This is a genomic window from Sorangium sp. So ce176, from assembly GCF_051519835.1.
In the GTDB taxonomy this organism is placed as follows: Bacteria; Myxococcota_A; Polyangia; order Polyangiales; family Polyangiaceae; genus Sorangium; species Sorangium cellulosum_G.
This window is the reverse complement of sequence record NZ_CP150371.1, coordinates 1,654,888-1,675,905: the sequence shown is the minus strand read 5'-3', so window position 1 is coordinate 1,675,905 and position 21,018 is coordinate 1,654,888. Positions and strand designations below refer to the sequence as shown.

Below are 21,018 nucleotides of genomic sequence, written 5' to 3'. Positions count from 1 at the left end.
CACTCTGCCATGGCCCAAGGCTCAGAACGAACCCTACCCGCATGACCTTTGCCTCGCTCGAAGCCAAGTGGATGGTTGCCCTGGTGATCGCCGCGGCGCCAGGCGTCGCATGGGCTCAGCCGACGGCCGCCACGGCCCCGGGAGCCCCGAACGCCGCGGGCAAGGAGCAGCGCAACGACGCGCTCGAGGGCGTCGACCTCTTGCGGCTGCTCGACGTCGAGGTGTCCACGGCCTCCAAGACGCTGGAGACGCTGGACGACGCGCCGGCGGTCGTGACGGCGATCACGGCAGAGGAGATCCGCCGCTGGGGGTACACGAGCGTCGGCGAGGTGCTCAGGCACGTCGTCGGGTTCTACTTGATTGACGATCACATCCTGCCGAACGCGGGCGTGCAGGGCATGACCGGCGGGCTGGGGGCCGAGAGCGGCGGGATCAAGGTCATGATCGACGGGCGATCGGTGGCCTTCCGGACGACCAGCGGCAACTGGCTGGGAACGGAGCTGATCCCGCTGTCCGCCATCAAGCAGATCGAGGTCGTCCGCGGCCCGGCGTCGGCGCTCTACGGCGCCGATGCGTTCCTCGGGGTCGTCAACATCATCACCCTCGCGGGGGAGGACATCCCCTTCGCCGACGGCACGGCGCGCTTCGGCGTGACGGGGGGCAACCTGAGCGGCGGCCTCGACGTGCTGGGGGGGATGTCCACCGACCGCTTCGACATGATGTTGACGGCCGCGGGGGAGCTCGACGATCGCGGTGGCCTGATGATGCCTGGCCAGTCGCCGGCCCCGCGGATCCCGACCTACAACACGCGGGGCGCGGAGGCCGAGAACCTCGAGCGCTTCTCGGCGGTCTTCGGCTCGCGCATCGCGTTCCGCGATCCGGAGCGCGGTCATCACCTCGTGGTCAGCGGCTACTGGTCGCGCTTCCGGCGCGGCGGAGACTTCGCGCAGTGGGCGCAGCTCACCGGCGGAACGGACACGTTCGGCAGCCCAGCCGGCACCGTGGTCAGCCTGCAGCAACACCGCATCGCGGTCGATGGGCTCTTCCAGCTCAACCGGGAGCTCGCCATCGCGGTGCAGGGCATGTATTTCCAGGGCGGCGTCCTGCCGGAAGACCGCGTGGACGTCGCCGGCGGCTGGTACTACATCGAGCGGCGCATGGCCTACCGCGGCGTCGACGCGAACGTCGAGCTCCGGTGGGTCCCCTGGGACCGCTTCAACGTCATCCTCAACCTCGAGTCGGTCTACGACAACGAGGATCTGCCCTCCTTCCGTCGGGTCAGCAAGCTCACGGGGCAGGCGTTCGGCTCGCCGGAGCGGGAGCAGCTCTCGACCGAGCTGGTCGACATCGGGGCGCTGCTCAGCGCCAACCTCAAGGTGCTCGACCCGTGGCTGAAGCTGACGGGGGGTTTCCGCTACGATAACCACAGCAGGTACGAGAATCAGCTCACCGGCCGCTTCGGGGCGACATCGCACCTGGGGAAGAGCGTCGTGGCCAAGCTGCTGTACGGCAGCGCCTTCAAGGCGCCGTCGCCCTACCTGCTGTACGCCCAGCCGCTCGTGCCGGGCGACGTGATCGGGAACGCGGACCTGAAGCCTCAGTCCATCCACACGGTGGACGCCGAGGTGACGTGGCGGCCGCGCGCCTGGGCCTCGGCGAGCACGGGGGTGTCTTACAGCCTCCTGAACGACAAGGCGGAGTTCGTCCCGCGGGGCATCAACCAGACGGCCGTGAACGTCGCCAATCAGATGTCGCTGATCTGGGCGACGCGCGCCGAGCTGCGGCGCGGCGACGCCTATGGCGGCTACGCGTCGTTCGAGACCGTGCACTCCACCCGGGAATCCGGCCAGGTGGGCTACCAGGCCGAGCTGGTCGGTCCGGAGATGGTCGCCTACCCGCGCTGGATCGCCCGGGGCGGGGCGTACGTGAAGCTGCCGTCGCCGAGCGCCGTTCCGCTCGAGCTCTCGACGCAAGCGATCGTCGTCGGGCCCCGGCGCGCCGCCGACGCGAGCATCCTGGAGAACGGCCGCAGCTTCGACCTGCCCACGTACCTGTGGTGGAACGCCAGCCTGGTCGCGCGCAACCTGTGGGTCATCCCGGGTCACGAGACGACGGTGGCGCTGCGCGCCAAGAACATCCTCGGCGCCAGCGGGCCGGACCCCGGGTTCTCGGGCTTCGAGTACCCGCTGGCCCCGCGCGAGGTGTTCCTCGAGCTACGACACCGCTACTGAGCGGCGCGTATCGAGGCGAGATACCCTCCTCGATACGCGATGGGCTCGGTCCCGCGCAGGCCCCAGCGTGAGCGTCGAGCTGACCTGCGCGGCTAGTTCACGCCGGAGCACGCCACGGCGACGGGGGGAAGATCGACGAAGGCGTGCCCTTGGATCTTCCATCGCTGCATGAAGTGATGGATGCTCGCCCCGTATTCGTCGAACTCGTACTCGGCGGCCGCCCCGATGTACCGGAGCCGGGTCCCCGCGCGGAGCCTGGCCATCGCCGTGTTCAGCTCCGACCACCTGACAGGCTCGTTCTCCGGGCTGTTGAGATCGCGAATGATCTTCTGCAGCTCATACCCGGACAGCGGCAGCTCCTTGCCGGTCGCCTGGGCGTACACGAGGCCCATCGCGATGAGGACGGCGCCGTCGTAATAGAAGTGCGCTGCGGGCAGCGGCGCCTCGCCGTCCCACCGGCGCGAGAAGTGGTCGATGAAGGCGGCGGCGTTCTCTGTCGAGCAGCCGGCCATCTCCTCGGATCCGTCCACCACCGGGCACTCGCTGCGCAGGCTGAGCGAGGGCGAGACCCCGATGTATTCGTCGAGGGAGCCTGTCGGGATGTTGGCGAGCAGCACCTCGGTGCGCAGCGCGGGACCGAGGAGCCAGGTGCCCGGGCGCCCGGAGACTGTCCACTCGGTCACGATGGTCGAGGCGGTGGCGGGGTACGCCGCCAGGAGCGTGCGGCCGGCGTGCGACGCGAAGGCGGACTCGATCTTCTTCGTGTACGTGTGCTCGCCCGACGTGAACGTCACCGAGGGGAGGACCCTGCCCCGGAGCGCCACGAACTGGGTCGTGAACTCGCTCCTGACGCGGGTGTTGTAGTCGTCCCGCGCGGCGAGGCTGTTCACGGTGCCGACGCCCTCGCCGACGGCGACCATCGCCAGCGCGCAACCCACGTGGAACGGGGCCGGGGCGAGCCGCATCCAGCCTCCCCTCGTCTCGCTGCGCGCGACCGAGGGCGCGGCGTACCCCGGCAGCATGTGAAACACGTCGAGCCCCTTCACGTCCGTCGCGATCTCACGGGCGAGCTCGTCCTCCTCGGGCCCGACCAGGTAGGCGATCTTGTCCGCGTACAGCAGCTGGAGCAGCTGATCGAGCCCACGCGCCGTGCTGGAGTGGCTGTCGCGGCTCCGGAGGTCGAACGGCCTGCCGTCGAGCCCCCCCGCGGCGTTCAGATCCTCGATCGCGAGCAACATCGCCTGCTCGAGGTTGCGGCCAACGGCCGACTCGCTGCCGGAGAAGGGCAGGAGGGCCCCGAGGACGACGGCATCCTCGGGGTGGCCTGGCGCTGCCGGCGAGCAGGACGCCGAGAGCAGGGACGCGAGCCCCAAGAGCAGCCTGGTCTCCATGCGGCGCATGTGTCGTCCGAGGTGGGTAAGCCACATGCCGGCTTGATGGAAGCAATGCAAGGCGGCAGGGCCCCCTGAGGTCGATGCTTGACCCTCCAGCCGATGACATCGCATCGAGGACCGATCGTCAAGGGGGACGCACGTCGGTGGAGCGGATCGCTGCGTCGACCACCTGAGCTCCAGCTCCAGCCATGGCGCTGCGCGCCACGCGCGGTACCCCCGCGCGAAAGTCATGCTGGCAGCGGGCTCACTTCCTGGGCTCGCACGTCACCGCGACGGGGGCGACATCGACGAACCTGTCACCGTCGATCGTCCATTTCTGCATGAAATGGTGCACGCTCGCCCCGTACGCATCGAACTCGTATTCGGCGGCTGCCCCGACATACCGCAGGCGGATCCCCGCGCGGAGCCTCGTCATCGCCGCGTTCAGATCTCGCCATGAGGCCGCCTCGTTGCCCTGCTGGTTGAGCTCGCGGATGATCTTCCGCAGCTCATGTCCGGACGAAGGGACCGTGCCGCTCGTCGCCTGGGCGTACGCGAGGCCCATCGCGATCAGGACGACACCGTCGTAGTAGAAGTGCGCCGCGGGCAGCGGCGCCTCGCCGCCCCACCGGCGCGAGAAGTGGTCGATGAACGCGGCGGCGTTCCCGGTCGTGCAGCCGAGCGACTCCTCGGCTTCGTCCATGACCTGGCACTCGCTCCGCAGGCTGAGCGAGGGCGAGACCCCGAGGTACCCGTCGAGGGAGCCTGTCGGGATGTTGGCGAGGAGCACCTCCGTGCGCAGCGCGGGGCCGAGGAGCCAGGTGCCCGGGCTCCCGGAGACCGCCCATTCGGTCACGATCGTCGAGGCGGTGGCCGGGTTGGCGGCCAGGAGCGTGCGGCCGGCGCGTGAACCGAAGGCCGTCGTGATCTTCTTCGTGTACGTGTGCTCGCCCGACATGAACGTCACGGAGGGCAGGGGTCTGCCCCCGAGCGCCGCAAACTGGGTGGTGAAGCTGCTGCTGACGCTCGTGTTGTAGTCGTCCCGCGCGGCGAGGGTGTTCGCAGTGTCGATCTCCTCGCGAACGGCGATCTTCGCCAGCGCGCAGCCGACCTCGAACGAGGAGGGGGCGAGCCGCATCCAGCCCCCCTTCGCCTCGCTGCGCGCGACCGAGGGCGCGGCGTACCCCGGCAGCATGTGAAACACGTCGAGCCCCTTCACGTCCGTCGCGATCCCACGGGCGATATCGTTCTCCTCGGGTCCGATCAGGTAGGCGACACGATCCGTGTAGAGCAGCTCGATGAGCTGTTCGAGCCCGCGCTCCGCGCTCGAGTGGCTGTCGCGGCTCCGCAGGTGGAACGGCCTCCCGTCGAGCCCGCCCGCGGCGTTCAGGTCGTCGACAGCGAGCAGCATCGCCTGCTCGAGGTTGCGGCCGACGGCCGACTCGCTGCCAGAGAACGGCAGGAGGGCCCCGAGGACGACGGCGTCCTCGGGGTGATCGGGCGCTGTCTGCGCGCAGGACGTCGAGAGCAGGGACGCGAGCCCCGCGAGCAACACGGCCTCCCTACAGCCCGTGCGCCGCCCGAGATGCGCGGGACAACTGCCGTTTCGATGGCGGCGATGCGACGCCGCGGGCCTCCTGCAAGACATCTTTGATCCCAGCGCGGATGACATCCCATCGAGGACCGATCGTCAAGAGGGCATGGCAGCAAACAACGAGGATCGGAGCGGAGCACATCGATGAAAGTTCATGGCATCATGCAATACAGGCCACACGACCAGCATCCGTCTGGAGCCGTTGTTCCTGCAGAGCACGTCGCGACCTCCAGGCCGGGAGGTGAGCAGGATCGCGATCATGAAGCGACCCCTGAGTACGAAGATGTGCTCCCCGACGACCTGCGCTCCCAGGAGCGCACAGGCGCGCTCCTGTCGCCGCAGCGCGGCCCCCTCGCGGGCCTTCCAGCGCGCCGGCCAGCTCGGCACGTCAGCCAGCGACCCGTCTCGTACGTTGCCTTGATGGGGTGAGCTGCCCGAGGAATCCCTCAAATTCTTCGGAAGATTCAACAGGACAAACCGGCCTGTCGTCACATCCCCACGGGGCGGCGCCGCCGCGCGCTCAGCGCCCCGGCGCCCCGCAGATTCGGTGGACCAGATCGAGCAGCGGCTCGATCTGGAGCGGCTTCTTCAGCAGGCCCGCGACGCGGAGCCGCGACGCCTCCTGCTCGGCCCGCACGTCGGCGGACACGATCACCACCGGGATCGACGAGAGCGCCGGATCGCGCTGGAGCTCGGCCCGGAGCTGCCAGCCATCCATGACCGGCATCATCAGGTCGAGCAGGATCAGCGCGGGCGGCTTGTCGCGCCGCAGCAGCGCGAGCGCCTCGGCGCCGTCCGCCGCCTCCTCGACATCGTAGCCCTCGAACACGAGGAGCTGCGACAGGATGCTCCTGATGTCCAGATCGTCCTCGACGACCAGGATGCGACCCGTTTTCTCACCCATGCTCGAACCTCACGACCGACCGCGCCGCGCGGCGCGCTCCCTCCCGCTGATCCGCGGCCCCGCTGAACTGCCCCCGCTCTCGGCCCTGATCGATCGAGCGTCACGGGCCCGTGCGGCACCTTGGGCGCGCGCAGCCGCGCGCGCAAGCGGCCGATCCGCCGGCCCGCCCGGACGCCGGCGGCGGAGGGGGCGGCCGGCCCGCGCCTGTCCGCCTGAGGCGGGCGCCACGCCTACTGCGCGGCCTCCTCGGGGTACTCGTCGAGCGGGTCGCCCGGCGCTCCCTCGCGCTCGTCCGCGGCGCCGGCGCCCTCGCGCCAGACGGGCAGGAGCACGCGGAAGCACGCGCCGCGGCCCACCTCGCTCTCGACCCCGATCTCGCCCCCGAAGCTCGCCACGATGCCGTGGCAGATCGCCAGGCCGAGCCCCGTCCCCTCGCCGATGGGCTTCGTCGTGAAGAACGGGTCGAAGATGCGGCGCCGGAGCTCCGGCGCGATCCCCGGCCCTGTGTCGCGCACCTCGATGCGCACGCGGCCGGGCGGCGCGGCGGCGGTGGTGATCCGGATCTCGTTCTCGCCCTCGTTCCCGTCCGGCAGCGCCTGGGCGGCGTTCACGAGCAGGTTCAGGATCACCTGGCCGAGCTGCGCCTCGTTCGCGTGGACGGGCGGCACCGGGCCGAGCTCCAGGACGAGCCGCGCCTTGCTGCGGATCTGCTGCTGCGCCATGCGCAGGACGAGCTGGATCACGCGGTCGACCTCCACCGGGCCGAGCGCGCCGTCGTCCGCGCGCGAGAACGTCTTCAGGCCGCTCACGATGTGCCGGACCCGCGCCCCGCCCTCCGCTGCCTCGTCGAGCGCCGCGATGAGCGCGTCGGCGCGCGCGGCGGCGCCCCTGGCGCGGAGCTCCTTGCGCGCGAAATCGACGTTCGTGACCATGTACGCGAGGGGGTTGTTGATCTCGTGCGCCACCCCGGCGGCGAGCGTGCCGAGCGACGCCATGCGATCGGCGAGCAAGAGCCGCGTCTCCATCTGCCGGCGCTCGGTGACGTCGGAAACGGCCCCGAGCATCCGGTACGCCTTGCCGGCCCCGTCGCGCAGGACGATGCCCCGGTCCTGGACGTCGGCGTAGCTGCCGTCCGCGAGCAGGCACCGGTACCAGAGCTCGAACGTGCTCGCCTTGCCCTCGATCGCGCGCCGCAGCGCGTTCATCACGCGGTCGCGGTCCTCGGGGTGGACGCGCTCGAACCACCACGCCGCGTCCTCCTCGATGTCGGCGCCGCCCGTGCCGTAGAAGCTCCGCATGCGCTCGCTCCCGGTGACGCGCCCCGACGAGAGATCCCAGTCCCAGAAGGCGTCGCTCGTCGCGCGCACAACGAGCCGCAGGCGCTCCTCGCTCGCGCGGAGCGCGCCCTCGGCGGCCCGGCGCGCCGTCAAGTCGAGGACGAAGCAGACGCCGCGATCCCGGGCCCCCTCGACAAGGGCGGGGGCGATGAGGACGGGCAGGCGCCGGCCGTCGTGGTGGAGGAACTCCTTCTCGAACGGCGGGCAGATGCCGTGCTTCCGGACCTCCGAGAGCGCGCGCTCGTCCGCGGCGCGGAGCTCGGGCGGCGTCAGCGCAACCCAGTTCAGCCGGCCCGCCTCGACGTCCTCGCGCGCGCGGCCGACCATGCGGAGGAACGCGTCGTTCGCGTCGAGGATGCGCCCCGCGACGTCCCAGACGAAGAGGCCGATCACCTCCGCGGATCCGTCGCGGAACGAGCGCCCGGCGCGCTCGAGCAGCGCGCGCTCCGCGGGCGCCCTGTCGGCCGCGCGCGCGGCCGGCCGCCGCACCCACCACGACGCCGCGTCGAGCTGGATCGCGATCGACAGCTCGTCCGCCGCCGCCACGACCGTGGCGCCCGCCTCGAGCAGGGCCACTGTCGCGGCCGCGTCCCCGGCGATGGCGACAACGGCCACGCGATCGCCCCCCGGGGCCGCGCGCAGCCGCCGGCACAGCGCCAGCGCCTCGCCGAGCGGCCCGTCGGCCCCGACGACGGCCACGTCGAACGGCTGGGTCGCCAGGAGGTCCAGCCCGGCCTCGACGTCCCGCGCCGGGACCGCGGCGTGGCCGCGCGCCCCGGCGGCCGCCAGCGCAGCGTCCGCCGAGCCGCCGGGGAAGACCAAGATCCTGGGCCGATGTGATCCCGCCACCCGCGCAACATCCCGCGCGCGGCGCGCAGACGCAATACCGGCGCAGCCCTCTCCTCCCCTCCTCCGTCCCCTCGCCTACCCTCCCGGCTCACCCGACCCCGGTCCTCCGGTCACCGCCCTGGCCGTCGAACCTGGGGCCGCCCCCCTCCTCAGAACCACTGGCAGGCGTTCGCGAACCCCGCGCGCTGGGACGATTTCTTGTAGCAGAGGAAGTAGAGCCTTCCGCCTCGAACACCGCACTCCGTGCGGTCTTTCCAGCAGGCGAGGAGGTCCGGGTCCACCGCCGGGTTGCTCGAGACAGTCGTCCCCTCCTCCAGGTCCGGCGCCTCGTCGGGGACCGGACAGACCACCGCGTCCGAGGGCGACGGGACGCCCACGGTGTTCGACGCGATCCCCGTGTTGAAGATCGCCTCGGCCACGCGGCGCGCGGCGGCGGCGCGGTCCGGCCCGCACAGCGAGAGGATGTCGAGGCAGGAGCGCTCCACCTGGACGAGGACGAAGTTGCGCCCCTCGGTCACTGTGAGCTCCAGCCCCCCCGCGGCGAGCTCGTGGCGGAGCAGGTCGGGCGTGTCGTCCGTGGCCGCGTGGAGCGCGTGCCGCGCCCCCACGGCCTCGTTGTGCGGGTTGACCTCGCTCCTGAAGATCGAGTCGCACCAGTAGTACGAGTCGGCGCGCGCCTGGTCCGGCACGTCGTCGAACCGCGCGACGGGCGTGAACCCGTCCGGGGTCACGCGCGCCACGGCCGAGAGCCACGCCGCGATCCGCGCGTCGATGTCCTGCCCGAGAGCGTCTTTCCCGTTCATCACCCACCTCCCTAACGCCTGTAGATCGTCACGATCTTCTCGACGCGGTACCCGTCGTTCGGCGCCGAGCTGAACCAGATGAGCCCCCAGAACACGCCGAGGATCGGCTCCACGCTGTCGAACACCCCGGCGCCCCCCGCGTAGTACCGCGTCCGGCCGCCGTGCGAGAACTCGAGGGCCGCCTCGTACCGGTTGAGCCCCGGGCTGAGCGTCCCGTCGGGCAGGCGCGTGTGCGAGGCCGGATAGGTCCTCCCCTCCTCGACCGGACCGTCGACGAGCGCCGCGCGCCACACGCGGTCGCCCACGGTCCTCGTCACGTCGAGCCCCGCCCACGGGCGCTGCTCCAGGTCGGCCGAGAGCGTCCTGCGCCCACCGTCCACGTTCGGATCGCCCCACACAACGATCATGCGCGTCCGCCCCGGGATCCCGAGCTGCCGCAGCATGCCGCGGACGAGCCGGACGATGGCCTGGCACTCGCCGGTCTCTTGCACGTAATCGGTCATCGCCCAGGCCCCTCCCTCGCTGTTCAGGTACGTCGGGTGGTGGTATTGCCGGGGCACCCTGGGGCTCGGCTGGAGCGTGTAGATCGGGAATCTAGCGAGCAGCCCGTTCACGATCTCGTGGGGATCCAGCGTGTTGAGCGGCTCGATCCACGATACCGCCCTGTCCATCCGCTTCAGGGTCACCCCGTCTTCCTGCCAGATGTGCTGTTTGTCGGTCTGGGGCCTCCCCATCGTGACATAGACAAGGTTCGATGTCCGGGAGGGCGACACCGGGGCTCCCCCGCCCGCCGACCAGGACAGGTTCAGGGTGAACTTCTGGATCCGCCTCGCGAGCTTCCGCGACGAGACGAGATCGAGCGGCCCCCCGCCCGGCGCGAGGCTGCGGCTCTCGAACGTGAGCCCCGCCGGCCCGACGGCGCGGATCGAGGTCGGCCCCGCGCTGGACGCGCCGCCCCTCGACTCCAGGCCGACGCGGATGACGAGGCTCCTGCCCATCGAGATCGACACCGGCGCTGCGACCTTCGACGTCCACTCGGGCCGCGGGCACGGGTCGCCCGCGTTCCTCCAGCCGCTCTCCCCTTTGCAGTCCTTCAGGAGACCGTGATCGGACCTGAACTCGATGGAATGCAGCGCGATGGACTGCGCCGCATCGGGCGCAGCTTCGGGCTGCGGGCTCTCCGTGGTCGGATCCGCCATATCGACCTTCCTCGCTCCCGGCGCTCATGGACTCGGCCCCCGCCGAGCCCCCCCGCCGATTCACGGGGATCGTAACGTCGGAGCCGGCCGGGCCAAGTCGGGAGTCGTCGCAGGGGAGGAGGCGCCCCGCCGGAGGGCGCGTCCGCGGCGCGCGACCGGCCCTCGCGCGGACAGGCGCCGGTCACGTCCCGGGTTCCGGCCGCCGCGCGACCGCGCTAGCTTGCGCCCATGCCCAACAGCCTGCTCATCGTGCATGTCCACGTGCATGTCAAACCCGAGCGCGTCGACGCGTTCCGCCAGGCGACGATCGAGAACGCGCGCGAGAGCGTCAAGGAGCCCGGAATCGCCCGGTTCGACGTCGGCCAGGACCTCGACGACCCCACGCGCTTCGTGCTCGTCGAGGTCTACAGGAACAAGGAGGCGCCGGCCGCGCACAAGGAAACGGAGCATTACAAGCGGTGGCGGGACACCGTCGCAGACATGATGGCCGAGCCGCGGACCAGCCGGAAATACGTCAATGTCTCCCCCGACGACGCGGGGTATTGACGTGGCGCCGCCTGTCAACGCGCTCCACGCGCTCGCCTTCGAGTTCGCCACCGCGACGCGCATCGTCTTCGGCGCCGGCAAGCTCTCCGAGGTGCCCGCGGCCGTGAAGGGCCTCGGCGGGACGCGCGCGCTCGTCGTCACCGGGCAGCGCCAGGGCCGCGCCGCGCCGCTCCTCGCCGCGCTCGCGGCGGCGGACGTCGGCGCGGTGACCTTCGCCGTCGCGGGCGAGCCCACGGTCGAGCTCGCGCGCGAGGGCACGGCCCGGGGCGCCGCCGAGCGGTGCGACGTCGTGGTGGCCCTCGGGGGCGGCAGCGCGATCGACGCCGGCAAGGCGATCGCCGCGCTCCTCGCGAACGGCGGCGACCCGCTCGACTACCTCGAGGTGGTCGGCCTCGGGAAAGCGCTTTCCCTGCCGTCGGTGCCGTTCGTCGCGATCCCCACGACAGCGGGCACCGGCTCGGAGGTGACGCGCAACGCGGTGCTCGCCTCGAAGGAGGCCCGCGTGAAGGCGAGCCTGCGCAGCCCGCACATGCTGCCGCGCCTCGCGGTGGTCGACCCCGACCTGCTCGCTGGCGCGCCGCCCGAGGTGCTCGCCTCGAGCGGGCTCGACGCGCTCTCGCAGCTCATCGAGCCGCTCCTCTCGATCCGGAGCAACCCGCTCACCGACGGCCTCGCGCGCGAGGGCATCCGCCGCTCGGCGCGCTCGCTCCGCCGCGCGGTCCTCGAGGGCCCCGACGCGCCCGCGCGCGACGACCTCGCGGCGGCCAGCCTGCTCGGCGGCCTCTGCCTGGCGAACGCCGGCCTCGGGGCGGTCCACGGCTTCGCCGCGCCTGTCGGGGGCATGTTCGACGCGCCCCACGGCGCCGTGTGCGCCGCGCTCCTCCCGGCCGTCCTCGAGGTCAACCTGCGGGCGCTGCGCGCGCGCGGCCCCGATCACCCCGCGCTGCCGCGCTTCGACGAGATCGCCGCACTCGTGACCGGCCGCGCCGGGGCCGCCCCCGAGGAGGGCATCGCCTGGGTGCGCGAGCTCTGCCGCGACCTCGCGGTCCCCGGGCTCCGCCGCTACGGCGCGAGCGAGGCCGACCTCCCGGCGCTCGTCGCGAAGGCCAGGGCGGCGAGCAGCATGAAGGCGAACCCGCTGCCGCTCACCGACGACGAGCTCACCGAGATCGCGGCGGCGTCCTTGTGATCGCGGCGCCGGTGGTATGATTCCGCGGTGGCGAGCCCCTACCGCACGAGACCGCCCCGCCCGCCCGCCCGGCCGACCGACGAGCGCAGGCTCGGCGTGGCGACCCTCGCGTTCGGCCTGCTCTGCGGCGTGATGGGGCTTTCGCTGGCCGAGGAGGGTCGGGCAGAGTGCGCGCTGCTCGCGGGCCTGGGCGGCTTCGCCCTGCTCCTCCAGCGCGAGGGCGCTCGCTAGCCTCCACAACACCCCCCGACGACCGGAGCTCGATGAAGAACGATCCCGCCCCGAATCCCACCCTCGACGCCATGCTCGCTGCCCAGCGCATCGCGTTTGCGCCTGTCATGTTCCAGGTGGCGCGGGTCATGCGGAACCGCGGCGTCCTCAAGGCGCTGCAGCGCGCCGGCAGGAGCGGCAGGACCCCGGCCGAGGTGGCCCAGGACACGGGCCTCTCCGCGTATGCGGCCAAGACCTTGCTGGAGGCGAGCCTGAGCTTCGGCCTGGTGGAGTGCGCCGGCGCGCGCGGAGAGCGCTACACGATCACGCGGGTCGGGCTCATCGTCGAGAACGACCGGATGACCCGTATCAACATGGATTTCATCCATGACGTTTGTTACGAGGGCATGCGCCATCTCGACGAGGCGATCGACGAGGGCAAGCCGGCGGGACTGAAGGTCTTTGGCGAGTGGCCGACGGTCTACGAGGCGCTCCCCGCGCTCCCGCCGCAGGTGAGGGAGAGCTGGTTTGCCTTCGATCACCTCTACTCCGACTCGGCGTTCCCCGAGGCGCTGCCCGCGGTGTTCGAGCGGCGGCCGAGGACGCTGCTCGACATCGGCGGCAACACGGGGCGCTGGGCGATCCAGTGCTGTACGCACGACCCCGACGTGCGGGTCACCCTCCTCGACCTGCCCGGCCAGCTCGAGGACGCCCGGGTCAACGTGGAGCAGCACGGGCTGCTCGGCCGGATCATGGGCACGCCGATCGACTTCCTGGATCACGGCCGGGCGTTCCCGACGGGCTTCGACGCCATCTGGATGAGCCAGTTCCTCGTGTGCTTCTCCGAGGCGGACATCGTCCAGATCCTCCGGCGGGCCCGCGCCGCCATGGGGGACGGGACGGTGCTCTGGATCCTGGACACGTTCTGGGATCGGCAGGCCAACGAGGTGGCGGTCCACTGCCTGCACGGCTCTTCCCTGTATTTCACGTGCCTCGCGAACGGGAACAGCCGCATGTACAGCGCCGCCGACATCAAGCGCTGCATCGACGAGGCCGGGCTCACCATCGACGCGGAGATCGACAACCTCGGCCTCGCCCACACGCTGCTCCGCTGCCGCAGGCGCGACGTCGGCGGCTGAGGCGGCCCGCGCGCGGCGCGCGGCGCGCGGGCGTGCTTGAACGCCTTCCGCCTGCGGTCCTCGCGGTGCATAGTGGGGCTCCCCGACGGCGCGCCGCGCCATGGGCCCACAAGGAGAAACCATCGTGTCCCAGCCTCCGCTCACCCAGCTCTCCGACGAGGAGCGCCTCTTCCGCGACTCGGTGCTTGATTTCGCCCGGAAGCGCGTCGCGCCGCGCGCGGCGGCGATGGACGAGCAGGGCGCGCTCGACCGCGATCTGCTGCCCCCGCTCTTCGATCTCGGCCTGATGGGCATCGAGATCCCGGAGGCGTACGGGGGCTCGGGCGCGAGCTTCTTCAACGCGATCCTCGCGGTCGAGGCGCTCGCCGTTGTCGACCCGAGCGTCAGCGTGCTCATCGACGTGCAGAACACCCTGGTGGCCAATGCGCTCCTCCGCTGGGGCAGCGAGGCGCAGAAGGAGAGCTACCTTCCGCGGCTGAGCCGGGAGTGGGTCGGCTCGTATGCGCTGAGCGAGGCGGGCTCCGGCTCGGACGCGTTCGCGCTCGCGGCCCGGGCCGAGCGCAAGGGCGACCGCTGGGTCTTGAACGGCCGCAAGCTCTGGATCACGAACGCGAACGAGAGCTCGCTGTTCCTTGTGTTCGCGAACATCGATCCGTCGAAGGGCTACAAGGGCATCACGGCGTTCGTTGTCGAGCGCTCTTTCCCCGGGTTCTCGGTGGGCAAGAAGGAGAACAAGCTCGGGATCCGCGCCTCCAGCACGTGCGAGCTCGTCCTGGAGGACTGCGAGGTGCCGGAGGGCAACGTGCTCGGCGAGGTCGGCAAGGGCTACAAGATCGCGATCGAGACGCTCAACGAGGGTCGGATCGGCATCGGCGCGCAGATGCTCGGCCTGGCGGCCGGCGCGTTCGAGCACGCGATGCGCTACATGGGCGAGCGGAAGCAGTTCGGCCAGTCGATCGCGAGCTTCCAGGGCGTGCAGTTCCAGTATGCGCGCGTGGCGATGGAGATCGAGGCCGCGCGGCTCCTTGTCTACAACGCCGCGCGGCTCAAGGACGCGGGCCAGCCGTTCGTGAAGGAGGCCGCGATGGCGAAGCTGTTCGCGTCCGAGGTGGCCGAGCGGACGGCGTCGCTGTCGATCGAGTTCATGGGCGGCGTCGGCTTCACCAGGGATTATCCGGTCGAGAAGCTCTACCGCGACGCGAAGATCGGGAAGATCTACGAGGGGACGTCGAACATGCAGCTCTCGACGATCGCGAAGCTCCTCCAGGCGGAGTACGATGTGAAGGGGTGAGCGGGGGTATCCGAGGCGGGGCAGCGACCGCGCTGCCCTCAGCGTCTCCCCTTCCATGACTCGGGTCTTCGACGCGTGTGAAAGCACGCGACGAAGATGACCATGTCATCCATCAGGCGGAAGAACAGCCCGTAGGGAAAGCGACGGACGAGCGCCCGGCGTGTCTGGCGGTGCAGGACGGCATAGGCCGTGGGGACTTCGACGACCGCCTGCATTGCGGCGCGAACCTCCGTCAGGAACTCCTCCCCCAGCCCCTCGCGCTCCCGCTCGTACCAGGCGTATGCCCGCGCGATGTCGGCCGCGGCAGCGGGCCGAACGAGATACCGTCTCACCGGGATCGAGCGCGCGCCTGGGCGACGACCTCATCCCAGGTGAGTCCTACCGGCCCCTCGGCCTCGAGCTCATCGAGGCGCCGATCGAGCTCGGCCCTTTGCGGGTCGCTGAGGGGCAGCGCATCGGGATCGCGCCCGAGGCTCGCCCATAGCTCATCGAGAAGATCGAGCTGCTCGTCCCGGCTCAGTCGGGTGATGTCCAGCGCGGCCTTGGCCATACGTCCGGTAGTATCGCACGCGGCGCCCGCAGGAACAATCCGCCTGGACCACCCCGCGTCACGGGATCTGCCGCTTGATGTTCGTCATCCACCGGAGCGTCGACACCTGCTGCGGCAGGATCACGTCCCGCACCAGGACGTGCGACTCGGTGTCGAGCTCCTCGATGTCGTTCCGGTAGTCCTTGAGGCCATGGCCCTCTCCCTCCGCCAGCACCGAGAGCGCCGTCTTGTAGCCGAGCGCCACCGCAGCCCGCTCGACCGCCTTGGCGAACGCGCCCCACGGGCCCGAGCTCTCCGGCGGATCGCCCCCGAGCTCCTCGATCCGGCGGCGCAGCAGCTTCACCCGCGCCTCGTGCGACGCCAGGTTGAGCCGGAGGTGCTCGGCCACCCACCCGCCGCCCGCGGCGGCGATGGCGTGACGGTAGGTCTCGACCGCGGAGATCTCGCCGCGGCAGAACGATTTGAGCTGCTCGATCGAATCGTCGTCGATCAAACCGTCCAGGCCCACGCTCTCGTCTGCGAATGCGATCGGTTCCATGGGGACCCTCCTGAGGTGTCTGTGAACGCCGTTCCCTTCCTCCTTACCTCCCGAGCAGCGGCCTCCGCGCGGGCCGTCCACGCCAACCTGTGAGCGAAAGCGCCAACCATCGCCTCACAGCGGAGATCGCACGACCCTCTTGCCTCAGGGGTACAACCTTGCCACACGCCGAGTCAGCCTCGGCTGATCTCCATGGATATCATTCAAGCCCCGTTCCACCCATCCGGAACCTCCGTAAATCCCGAGCGGGCTCATCTGGCGCTGTCGAAGCAGATTCCGCCCGATCAGCGTTTCAGATACGTCAGGAGCGTAGCGTCTCCGTCCGAGGCGCGGCGCGCCGGTCCAGGACGCCGATCAGCTCGAAACACCCCGAAATGAAGAAATTTGAACCATATAGACATGGAGGGCACAGAGTTTTTCTTGTGTTTGCCCTCTGCGCCTCTGTGGTTCATTTTCTCGGGGTTTCGACCTGTTCGATGTCCTAGACGAGGGAGGCGAAGACGCGCGCGCCCTTGCTGGTCCCGCAGGACTCTCCGCTGCCGACGTCGCGCAGGATGGCTTGCAGCGCCGCGGCGTCGGCGTCGTCGCGCGCCAGCACGCCGATGAGCATCGCGCCCTCCTTGAGGCGGCGCTCGGCCTCCGGGGCGCGCTGCTCGGGGATGCCGGCGTCGATGAGCACGCTGCTCAGGCTGGCCATCGTGCTCGCCGAGCTCGCGTCCGCGAGCTGCACGGCGAGGGGGCCCGCCACCGCGAGCCGCAGGCCGGGGACCACGAGACCAGCGCCCGCCGCGCCAAGGATCGAGCTGAGCGCCTGGCCGTGAACGGCCGCGCCCTGGACGCGCGAGCGCGAGAAATGCTGGCGCCTGGCCGCCTCGCTCACGATGAGGCAGATGTCTCGGCGCGCGTGCCCGCTGTCCAGGATCCGCCGGATGGCGTCCTCGGCCTCGACACGTGTACGCACCATCCCGGTGATCAACCTCTGGCTCGCCATGCAGATCTCCTTGGCTGAGGGTTCGCGCCGCTCTTCGGAGATCCCGAAGAACACGAAGCGTACCGGGCGCGACCTTCGCGCAAGTCTGCGAAACTGTTCGCGAACCCACGACGGCCCTGCCGCGTCCGGGGCACAACGCCACAGCGCCATGGGCGCGCTGTGACGGAGAGACACGTCGATCTCGTCAGGACCTGGGGACGGCAGCGTCGTACGCCGGGGACGGCCAGAGCGCAGGGTGTGGCAGGGATTCCGGCGCGGCGGCTCAGGCCGCGGCGCGCCGCGCTTTGCTGGACCGCTCGGCGCTCTTCACGCCGCGCCGCGCACCGCCGGCGCGCCGCGCCTTGGCGGCGGCCCGCACGCTCTCGCGGAGCTGGCTCGCGAGCGGCACCGCGTCGCGCTCGCTGAAGCCGCGGACGATCCGCAGCATCGTGGCCTCCTCGGGCCGGAGCGCCGCGAGCGCTTCGTCCATGACGGCCTGCTCCGCCTCGAGCAAGGCCTGCAGGGCGCCCTCGGTGTAGGCGCGGATCACAGCGGGGTGGACATAGCAGCGCTGGCACACGGCGCGCGTGTTCCCGAGGCGGGCGGACACCATGTCGATCACCTGCGCCACGCACTTCTTCATCTGGCGGGCCGTTGTCGCGACCTCCATCTCGCAGAAGAAGGACGCGCACAGCACCGTGCCGGTCCACGTGCGGAAATCCTTCGCCGTGAACTCCTGCCCCGCGATCGCGCGCAGGTACTCGTTCACGTCGTCGGAGTGGATCCGCTGCCGACAGCCGTCGTCGTCGATGTACTGGAACAGCTCGTGACCGGGCACGTCCTGGCAGCGCTTCACGACGCGCGCGAGCCGCCTGTCGCGCACCGTCATCTCGTGCTCCTTGCCGCTCTTGCCCCGGAAGTGGAACCTGATGCGATCGCCCTGGATCTCGACGTGCTCGTCGTGGAGCGTTGTGAGACCATACGAGTTGTTGTCGCGCGCATACTCGTCGTTCCCGATGCGGATCGAGGTCTCGTCGAGCAGGCGCACCACGGTCGCCAGCACCTTCTCGCGCGGCAGCCCCGGCAGCGCGAGGTCGCGCTCCGTCGCCGCGCGGATCGCCGGGAGCGCCGCGCCGAACGCGAGCATCCGGTCGTATTTCGTCTCGTCGCGGACCTCGCGCCAGCGCGGGTGATACCGGTACTGCTTCCGGCCACGCGCGTCCCGGCCGGTGGCCTGGATGTGCCCGCGCTCGTTCTGGCAGATCCACACCTCGGTCCACGCGGGCGGGATCGCGAGGCGGCGGACGCGCGCGAGCGTCTCCTCGTCCTTCACGGGGCGCCCCTCGGCGTCGAGGTACTTGAAGCCCTTGCCCGCCTTGCGCCTGGAGATGCCCGGCTCATCGTCGTTGACGTACCGGAGGCCCGCCGACCTGGCCGACTCGATCGGCGACGGGGTGAGCGGCGCCGCCGCGGCGACCGCGCGCGGGTCGTCGACCGCGCGCGGGTAGTCGACCGTCTCGACGGCGTCGATCGCCAGGGTCACGCGGCGCCGGCGGACGACGCCGCTCGGCGCGGAGCGCCGCTCGCGCCGCGGAGCGCTCCGCGAGCGGCGCCTGGATCGGGGGGTTGTGGCGCTGGAGCTCTGCATGACGTCACGAGCTCAGACGGCGTCCTCCGCGACCGCAGCCGGGGCGCTCAGCGCGCGCTGGCGGTGCGCCTCGCCGAGGTACCGCCGCACCTCCTCGTCGATCGCCGCGATCGCCATCCGCTTGAACATGCGCAGCGCGAGCGGCACGTCGACGTCGAGATCGACGGCGCTGGGACGGAGCTCGAGGCGCCCCGTCACCTTGTACCCCTTGAAGGAGAACCCGAGATCCGCGCTCCGATCGTCGCTCCAGAGCATGGAGGGGGAGTACTCCACGTACCGGTCACGATACCGCGCCAGCGCCCGCAGGACTGCCGTCTTCGCTTCTTCGTCGTTCAGGTCGTGATGGACAGTGTGCTTCATGGATGACCTCGGGTGATCGCTGGGACAAGCATCCAGCGGGGGCTGCTGTGCGACAGGCTCGGCAGCGCAGCGGTCGCCAGGGTTAGCAAGGGGGGTGCCCGCCGGGCGCCGCGGCGGCGGCCGCCCCCGACGGCGCGGCTCCCCCACCCGATCCCGGGCAGATCGCGGAGCACCGCGCGCTCCTCGTCGTGTCGCGCGCCGCGCGCCTGGCGAGCTTCGCCACAAGCGAGGCAGATCGCTACGGCGGCCCCCGGTACAGCGGCGCTCGCCACGGGTCAGCTCGGCGGCACGCCGCGTGCGTTCCACGCGATCATGCACGTAGCAAGAGCGCTGAAGTCATCGCCCGGCATCAGGGGATGGCTCGGGCCACGGGCAAGCAAGGCGCTGAAGGTGCTGTTGATCCTGCCTGTCGCGCTCTGGCTCGGCTACGTCGTGATCATCAATGTCATGCTGAGCACGAAGCTGATGGCGCGGCTCATCAGCTACAACCCGATCGACGCGTCGCTGCAGTACGAGTCGGCCTGGAGCCTCTGGCCTGGTGTCGTGCACGTCGAGGATCTCCAGCTCAGCGGGTCGGACAGCTTGCTGCAGTGGGCGGTGCTGCTCGACGAGGTGGACGCGGACATCCACCTGACCGATCTGCTCCGGAAGAAGTTCACCGCCGAGGACATCCGCGCCGAGGGCTTCGTGTTCCGGATGCGGCTGCTCGTGGATCCGACGAGCGAGCGCGATCTCGAAGCGCCGCACATCGAGGCGCTGCCCCCCATCCCGAATTTCGCGAACCCGCCGCTCAAGCCGGCGCTGCCGCCGCAGCGGGATCTCGAGAACTCGGACGAGGGGTACAACCTCTGGACGGTCCACCTCGAGGGCGTGGACACGACGCTCAAGGAGGTCTGGATCCAGCAAGTTCGTTATGCCGGCGGCGGCCGCGTCCGGGGAGGATTCTATTACAAGCCGCTCCGCTCCGTCCGTGTCGGGCCGCTCGCGATGGAGCTCCGCTCGGGCGACGTCCACCTCGCCGATCGCGTTGTCGCGCGGGTCGACGGCGACCTCGACGTGACCATGAGCACCTTCGATCCGCGGGAGATCGAAGGGCTCGACATCTCCGACACCACCTGGGCGCGCGTCCGCCTCGACGTCGCCCTCCCCGGGCTCGATTTCATCCGCTTCCTCACGGGCGAGGACGCCGAGCCGCGGGTGGAGGACGGGAGCGGAGAGCTCCGGACGAACCTCGTCATCAACCGGGGGAAGGTCGAGCCGGGCAGCTCCGCCTCGTACGCGACGAGCCACCTCGTGGCCGCGGCCTCGTCGCTGCGCGCGGCCGTCGAGGCGGGCGTGGACCTCCGCGTCGGCGAGCGCGGCGAGGCGCGCCTCGAGGTGCAGGTGCCCCGCGCGACGCTCGAGCGCCCCGGCAAGGGGCTGCCGCCCATCGTGGTGGAGCGGGCGAGCGCCGTCTTCGACGCGCCGGAGCTCCACCTCATGAGGCTCCCGCCGGGGTTCTCGTCGAAGGTGGATGTCGTCGCCGCGGCGATCCCGGACCTGCGCTGGCTCAACGCGGACGGCGCCGCGCCGGACGCGCCGCGGTTCACGGGCGGCGCCGCGTTCATGCGGAGCAGCCTCGAGGTCGACCCGCTGGGGCGCGGGTCGGGCGTGCTGAGCCTCCTGATGAAGCAGGGGGCGCTGCGGTGGAAGGAGACGACAGTGAAGGGCGACGCGGAGGCGCGCATCGCGCTCGACGCGGCCAGCGTCCTGAACCCGGCGGCCACGTTCCGCAAGAGCCGTATCGAGATCAAGGACCTCGCTGTCGAGCACAAGGGCGAGGCGTGGCCGGACTGGTGGGCGCGCATCGACATCGACAAGGCGAAGGTGGGACGAGGCCTGATGGAGGCGGCGATCCGGCTCGAGTGCAAGGACGCGCGGCCGGCCGTGGAGCTGCTCGACGCGGAGGACGCCATCCCCGGGTGGGCCACGGGGCTCCTCACCATGGAGGGGCTCAAGGCGTCCGCGACGGTCAGCCGCAAGGCGAGCGACGTCGATTTCAGGCTGCTGGAGGCGCAGGGGGGCAACCTCGCGATCCGCGGGCGGCTCACGAAGTCCGACGGACGGGACCCCCGGGGCGCGTTCCTCGTGACGAGCGGGCCCCTGTCGGTGGGCATCGACCTCGCGCAGGACGGCGCCGGCGTGCACCCGCTCGTGGGCGACGACTGGGTGAACGAGAGGATCGCCGCGCTGGGCAAGTGATCCGGCGGTTCCGGGCAGGCGACAGGGCCGCCTCGCTCCGGCGGCG

The 21,018-nt window shown here is 71.0% G+C and carries 19 protein-coding genes; 7 read left to right on the top strand and 12 right to left on the bottom strand.

From position 1 onward, the window contains the following. Positions 1–41: 41 nt before the first annotated feature. On the top strand, positions 42–2,231 hold the full coding sequence (locus WMF42_RS06360) for a TonB-dependent receptor plug domain-containing protein (protein WP_437690873.1): 2,190 nt from the start codon (positions 42–44) through the stop codon (positions 2,229–2,231). A gap of 92 nt (positions 2,232–2,323) precedes the next feature. On the opposite strand, the gene WMF42_RS06355 is transcribed toward WMF42_RS06360, so the two are convergent. From WMF42_RS06355 to WMF42_RS06330, 6 genes are all read right to left on the bottom strand, one after another. Continuing rightward, a complete protein-coding gene (locus WMF42_RS06355) occupies positions 2,324–3,631 on the bottom strand; it encodes an ABC transporter substrate-binding protein (protein WP_437690871.1) in 1,308 nt (435 codons plus the stop codon). A 238-nt stretch (positions 3,632–3,869) separates the two neighbouring features. Further along, a complete protein-coding gene (locus WMF42_RS06350; RefSeq protein WP_061605571.1) occupies positions 3,870–5,159 on the bottom strand; it encodes an ABC transporter substrate-binding protein in 1,290 nt (429 codons plus the stop codon). A gap of 559 nt (positions 5,160–5,718) precedes the next feature. Further along, on the bottom strand, positions 5,719–6,102 hold the full coding sequence (locus tag WMF42_RS06345; protein WP_061605572.1) for a response regulator: 384 nt from the start codon (positions 6,100–6,102) through the stop codon (positions 5,719–5,721). 230 nt (positions 6,103–6,332) lie between these two features. Next, complete coding sequence (locus WMF42_RS06340; RefSeq protein ID WP_437690868.1) at positions 6,333–8,288, bottom strand: ATP-binding protein; 1,956 nt, start codon at positions 8,286–8,288, stop codon at positions 6,333–6,335. Positions 8,289–8,437: 149 nt separating this feature from the next. Next, positions 8,438–9,091, bottom strand: a complete 654-nt coding sequence (locus WMF42_RS06335; RefSeq protein ID WP_437690866.1) for a hypothetical protein — start codon at positions 9,089–9,091, stop codon at positions 8,438–8,440. Between the two features lie 11 nt (positions 9,092–9,102). Beyond that, positions 9,103–10,290: a hypothetical protein gene (locus WMF42_RS06330; protein WP_061605575.1), complete on the bottom strand. Its 1,188-nt coding sequence runs from the start codon at positions 10,288–10,290 to the stop codon at positions 9,103–9,105. Between the two features lie 228 nt (positions 10,291–10,518). Between WMF42_RS06330 and WMF42_RS06325 the strand changes: the two genes are divergently transcribed. The 5 genes from WMF42_RS06325 to WMF42_RS06305 all read left to right on the top strand — a co-directional run bounded on the left by WMF42_RS06325 (position 10,519) and on the right by WMF42_RS06305 (position 14,665). Beyond that, positions 10,519–10,836 (top strand): putative quinol monooxygenase, encoded by a 318-nt coding sequence (locus WMF42_RS06325; RefSeq protein ID WP_061605576.1) that lies wholly within the window; start codon positions 10,519–10,521, stop codon positions 10,834–10,836. A 1-nt stretch (position 10,837) separates the two neighbouring features. Then, positions 10,838–12,025 carry an iron-containing alcohol dehydrogenase gene (locus WMF42_RS06320; protein WP_155797965.1) on the top strand — a complete coding sequence of 396 codons (1,188 nt, stop codon included), beginning with the start codon at positions 10,838–10,840 and terminating at the stop codon, positions 12,023–12,025. A 27-nt stretch (positions 12,026–12,052) separates the two neighbouring features. Continuing rightward, a complete protein-coding gene (locus WMF42_RS06315; protein WP_061605578.1) occupies positions 12,053–12,256 on the top strand; it encodes a hypothetical protein in 204 nt (67 codons plus the stop codon). Between the two features lie 32 nt (positions 12,257–12,288). Then, positions 12,289–13,374: a class I SAM-dependent methyltransferase gene (locus tag WMF42_RS06310; RefSeq protein ID WP_437690863.1), complete on the top strand. Its 1,086-nt coding sequence runs from the start codon at positions 12,289–12,291 to the stop codon at positions 13,372–13,374. A gap of 124 nt (positions 13,375–13,498) precedes the next feature. Further along, positions 13,499–14,665, top strand: a complete 1,167-nt coding sequence (locus WMF42_RS06305; RefSeq protein WP_081426085.1) for an acyl-CoA dehydrogenase — start codon at positions 13,499–13,501, stop codon at positions 14,663–14,665. 38 nt (positions 14,666–14,703) lie between these two features. Here WMF42_RS06305 and WMF42_RS06300 read toward each other — a convergent pair whose 3' ends face one another. The 6 genes from WMF42_RS06300 to WMF42_RS06275 form a co-directional block, all read right to left on the bottom strand. Next, positions 14,704–14,997 (bottom strand): type II toxin-antitoxin system RelE/ParE family toxin, encoded by a 294-nt coding sequence (locus WMF42_RS06300; RefSeq protein WP_437690860.1) that lies wholly within the window; start codon positions 14,995–14,997, stop codon positions 14,704–14,706. Then, the gene (locus WMF42_RS06295) at positions 14,994–15,215 is read right to left on the bottom strand and encodes an addiction module protein (protein ID WP_437690858.1); all 222 of its coding nucleotides are present in this window, start codon (positions 15,213–15,215) and stop codon (positions 14,994–14,996) included. Before WMF42_RS06295 ends, WMF42_RS06300 begins: the two co-directional genes overlap by 4 nt. Before the next feature lie 58 nt (positions 15,216–15,273). Continuing rightward, positions 15,274–15,753, bottom strand: a complete 480-nt coding sequence (locus WMF42_RS06290; RefSeq protein WP_061605581.1) for a DUF2383 domain-containing protein — start codon at positions 15,751–15,753, stop codon at positions 15,274–15,276. Positions 15,754–16,234: 481 nt separating this feature from the next. After that, positions 16,235–16,717 carry a hypothetical protein gene (locus WMF42_RS06285; protein WP_437690856.1) on the bottom strand — a complete coding sequence of 161 codons (483 nt, stop codon included), beginning with the start codon at positions 16,715–16,717 and terminating at the stop codon, positions 16,235–16,237. Positions 16,718–17,006: 289 nt separating this feature from the next. Then, the gene (locus WMF42_RS06280) at positions 17,007–18,371 is read right to left on the bottom strand and encodes a DNA topoisomerase IB (protein WP_437690854.1); all 1,365 of its coding nucleotides are present in this window, start codon (positions 18,369–18,371) and stop codon (positions 17,007–17,009) included. A gap of 12 nt (positions 18,372–18,383) precedes the next feature. After that, positions 18,384–18,731, bottom strand: a complete 348-nt coding sequence (locus WMF42_RS06275; RefSeq protein ID WP_061605582.1) for a polyhydroxyalkanoic acid system family protein — start codon at positions 18,729–18,731, stop codon at positions 18,384–18,386. 390 nt (positions 18,732–19,121) lie between these two features. Between WMF42_RS06275 and WMF42_RS06270 the strand changes: the two genes are divergently transcribed. Continuing rightward, on the top strand, positions 19,122–20,972 hold the full coding sequence (locus tag WMF42_RS06270; protein WP_437690852.1) for a hypothetical protein: 1,851 nt from the start codon (positions 19,122–19,124) through the stop codon (positions 20,970–20,972). Positions 20,973–21,018: the final 46 nt, after the last annotated feature.

Excerpts from the sequence above, each read along its gene's own strand:
- WMF42_RS06360 (WP_437690873.1), top strand. The coding sequence starts at position 42 with ATGACCTTTGCCTCGCTCGAAGCCAAGTGGATGGTTGCCCTGGTGATC.
- WMF42_RS06275 (WP_061605582.1), bottom strand. The coding sequence starts at position 18,731 with ATGAAGCACACTGTCCATCACGACCTGAACGACGAAGAAGCGAAGACG.
- WMF42_RS06280 (WP_437690854.1), bottom strand. The coding sequence starts at position 18,371 with ATGCAGAGCTCCAGCGCCACAACCCCCCGATCCAGGCGCCGCTCGCGG.
- WMF42_RS06330 (WP_061605575.1), bottom strand. The coding sequence starts at position 10,290 with ATGGCGGATCCGACCACGGAGAGCCCGCAGCCCGAAGCTGCGCCCGAT.
- WMF42_RS06290 (WP_061605581.1), bottom strand. The coding sequence starts at position 15,753 with ATGGAACCGATCGCATTCGCAGACGAGAGCGTGGGCCTGGACGGTTTG.
- WMF42_RS06310 (WP_437690863.1), top strand. The coding sequence starts at position 12,289 with ATGAAGAACGATCCCGCCCCGAATCCCACCCTCGACGCCATGCTCGCT.
- WMF42_RS06355 (WP_437690871.1), bottom strand. The coding sequence starts at position 3,631 with ATGCGCCGCATGGAGACCAGGCTGCTCTTGGGGCTCGCGTCCCTGCTC.
- WMF42_RS06285 (WP_437690856.1), bottom strand. The coding sequence starts at position 16,717 with ATGGTGCGTACACGTGTCGAGGCCGAGGACGCCATCCGGCGGATCCTG.
- WMF42_RS06325 (WP_061605576.1), top strand. The coding sequence starts at position 10,519 with ATGCCCAACAGCCTGCTCATCGTGCATGTCCACGTGCATGTCAAACCC.
- WMF42_RS06345 (WP_061605572.1), bottom strand. The coding sequence starts at position 6,102 with ATGGGTGAGAAAACGGGTCGCATCCTGGTCGTCGAGGACGATCTGGAC.
- WMF42_RS06335 (WP_437690866.1), bottom strand. The coding sequence starts at position 9,091 with ATGAACGGGAAAGACGCTCTCGGGCAGGACATCGACGCGCGGATCGCG.
- WMF42_RS06295 (WP_437690858.1), bottom strand. The coding sequence starts at position 15,215 with ATGGCCAAGGCCGCGCTGGACATCACCCGACTGAGCCGGGACGAGCAG.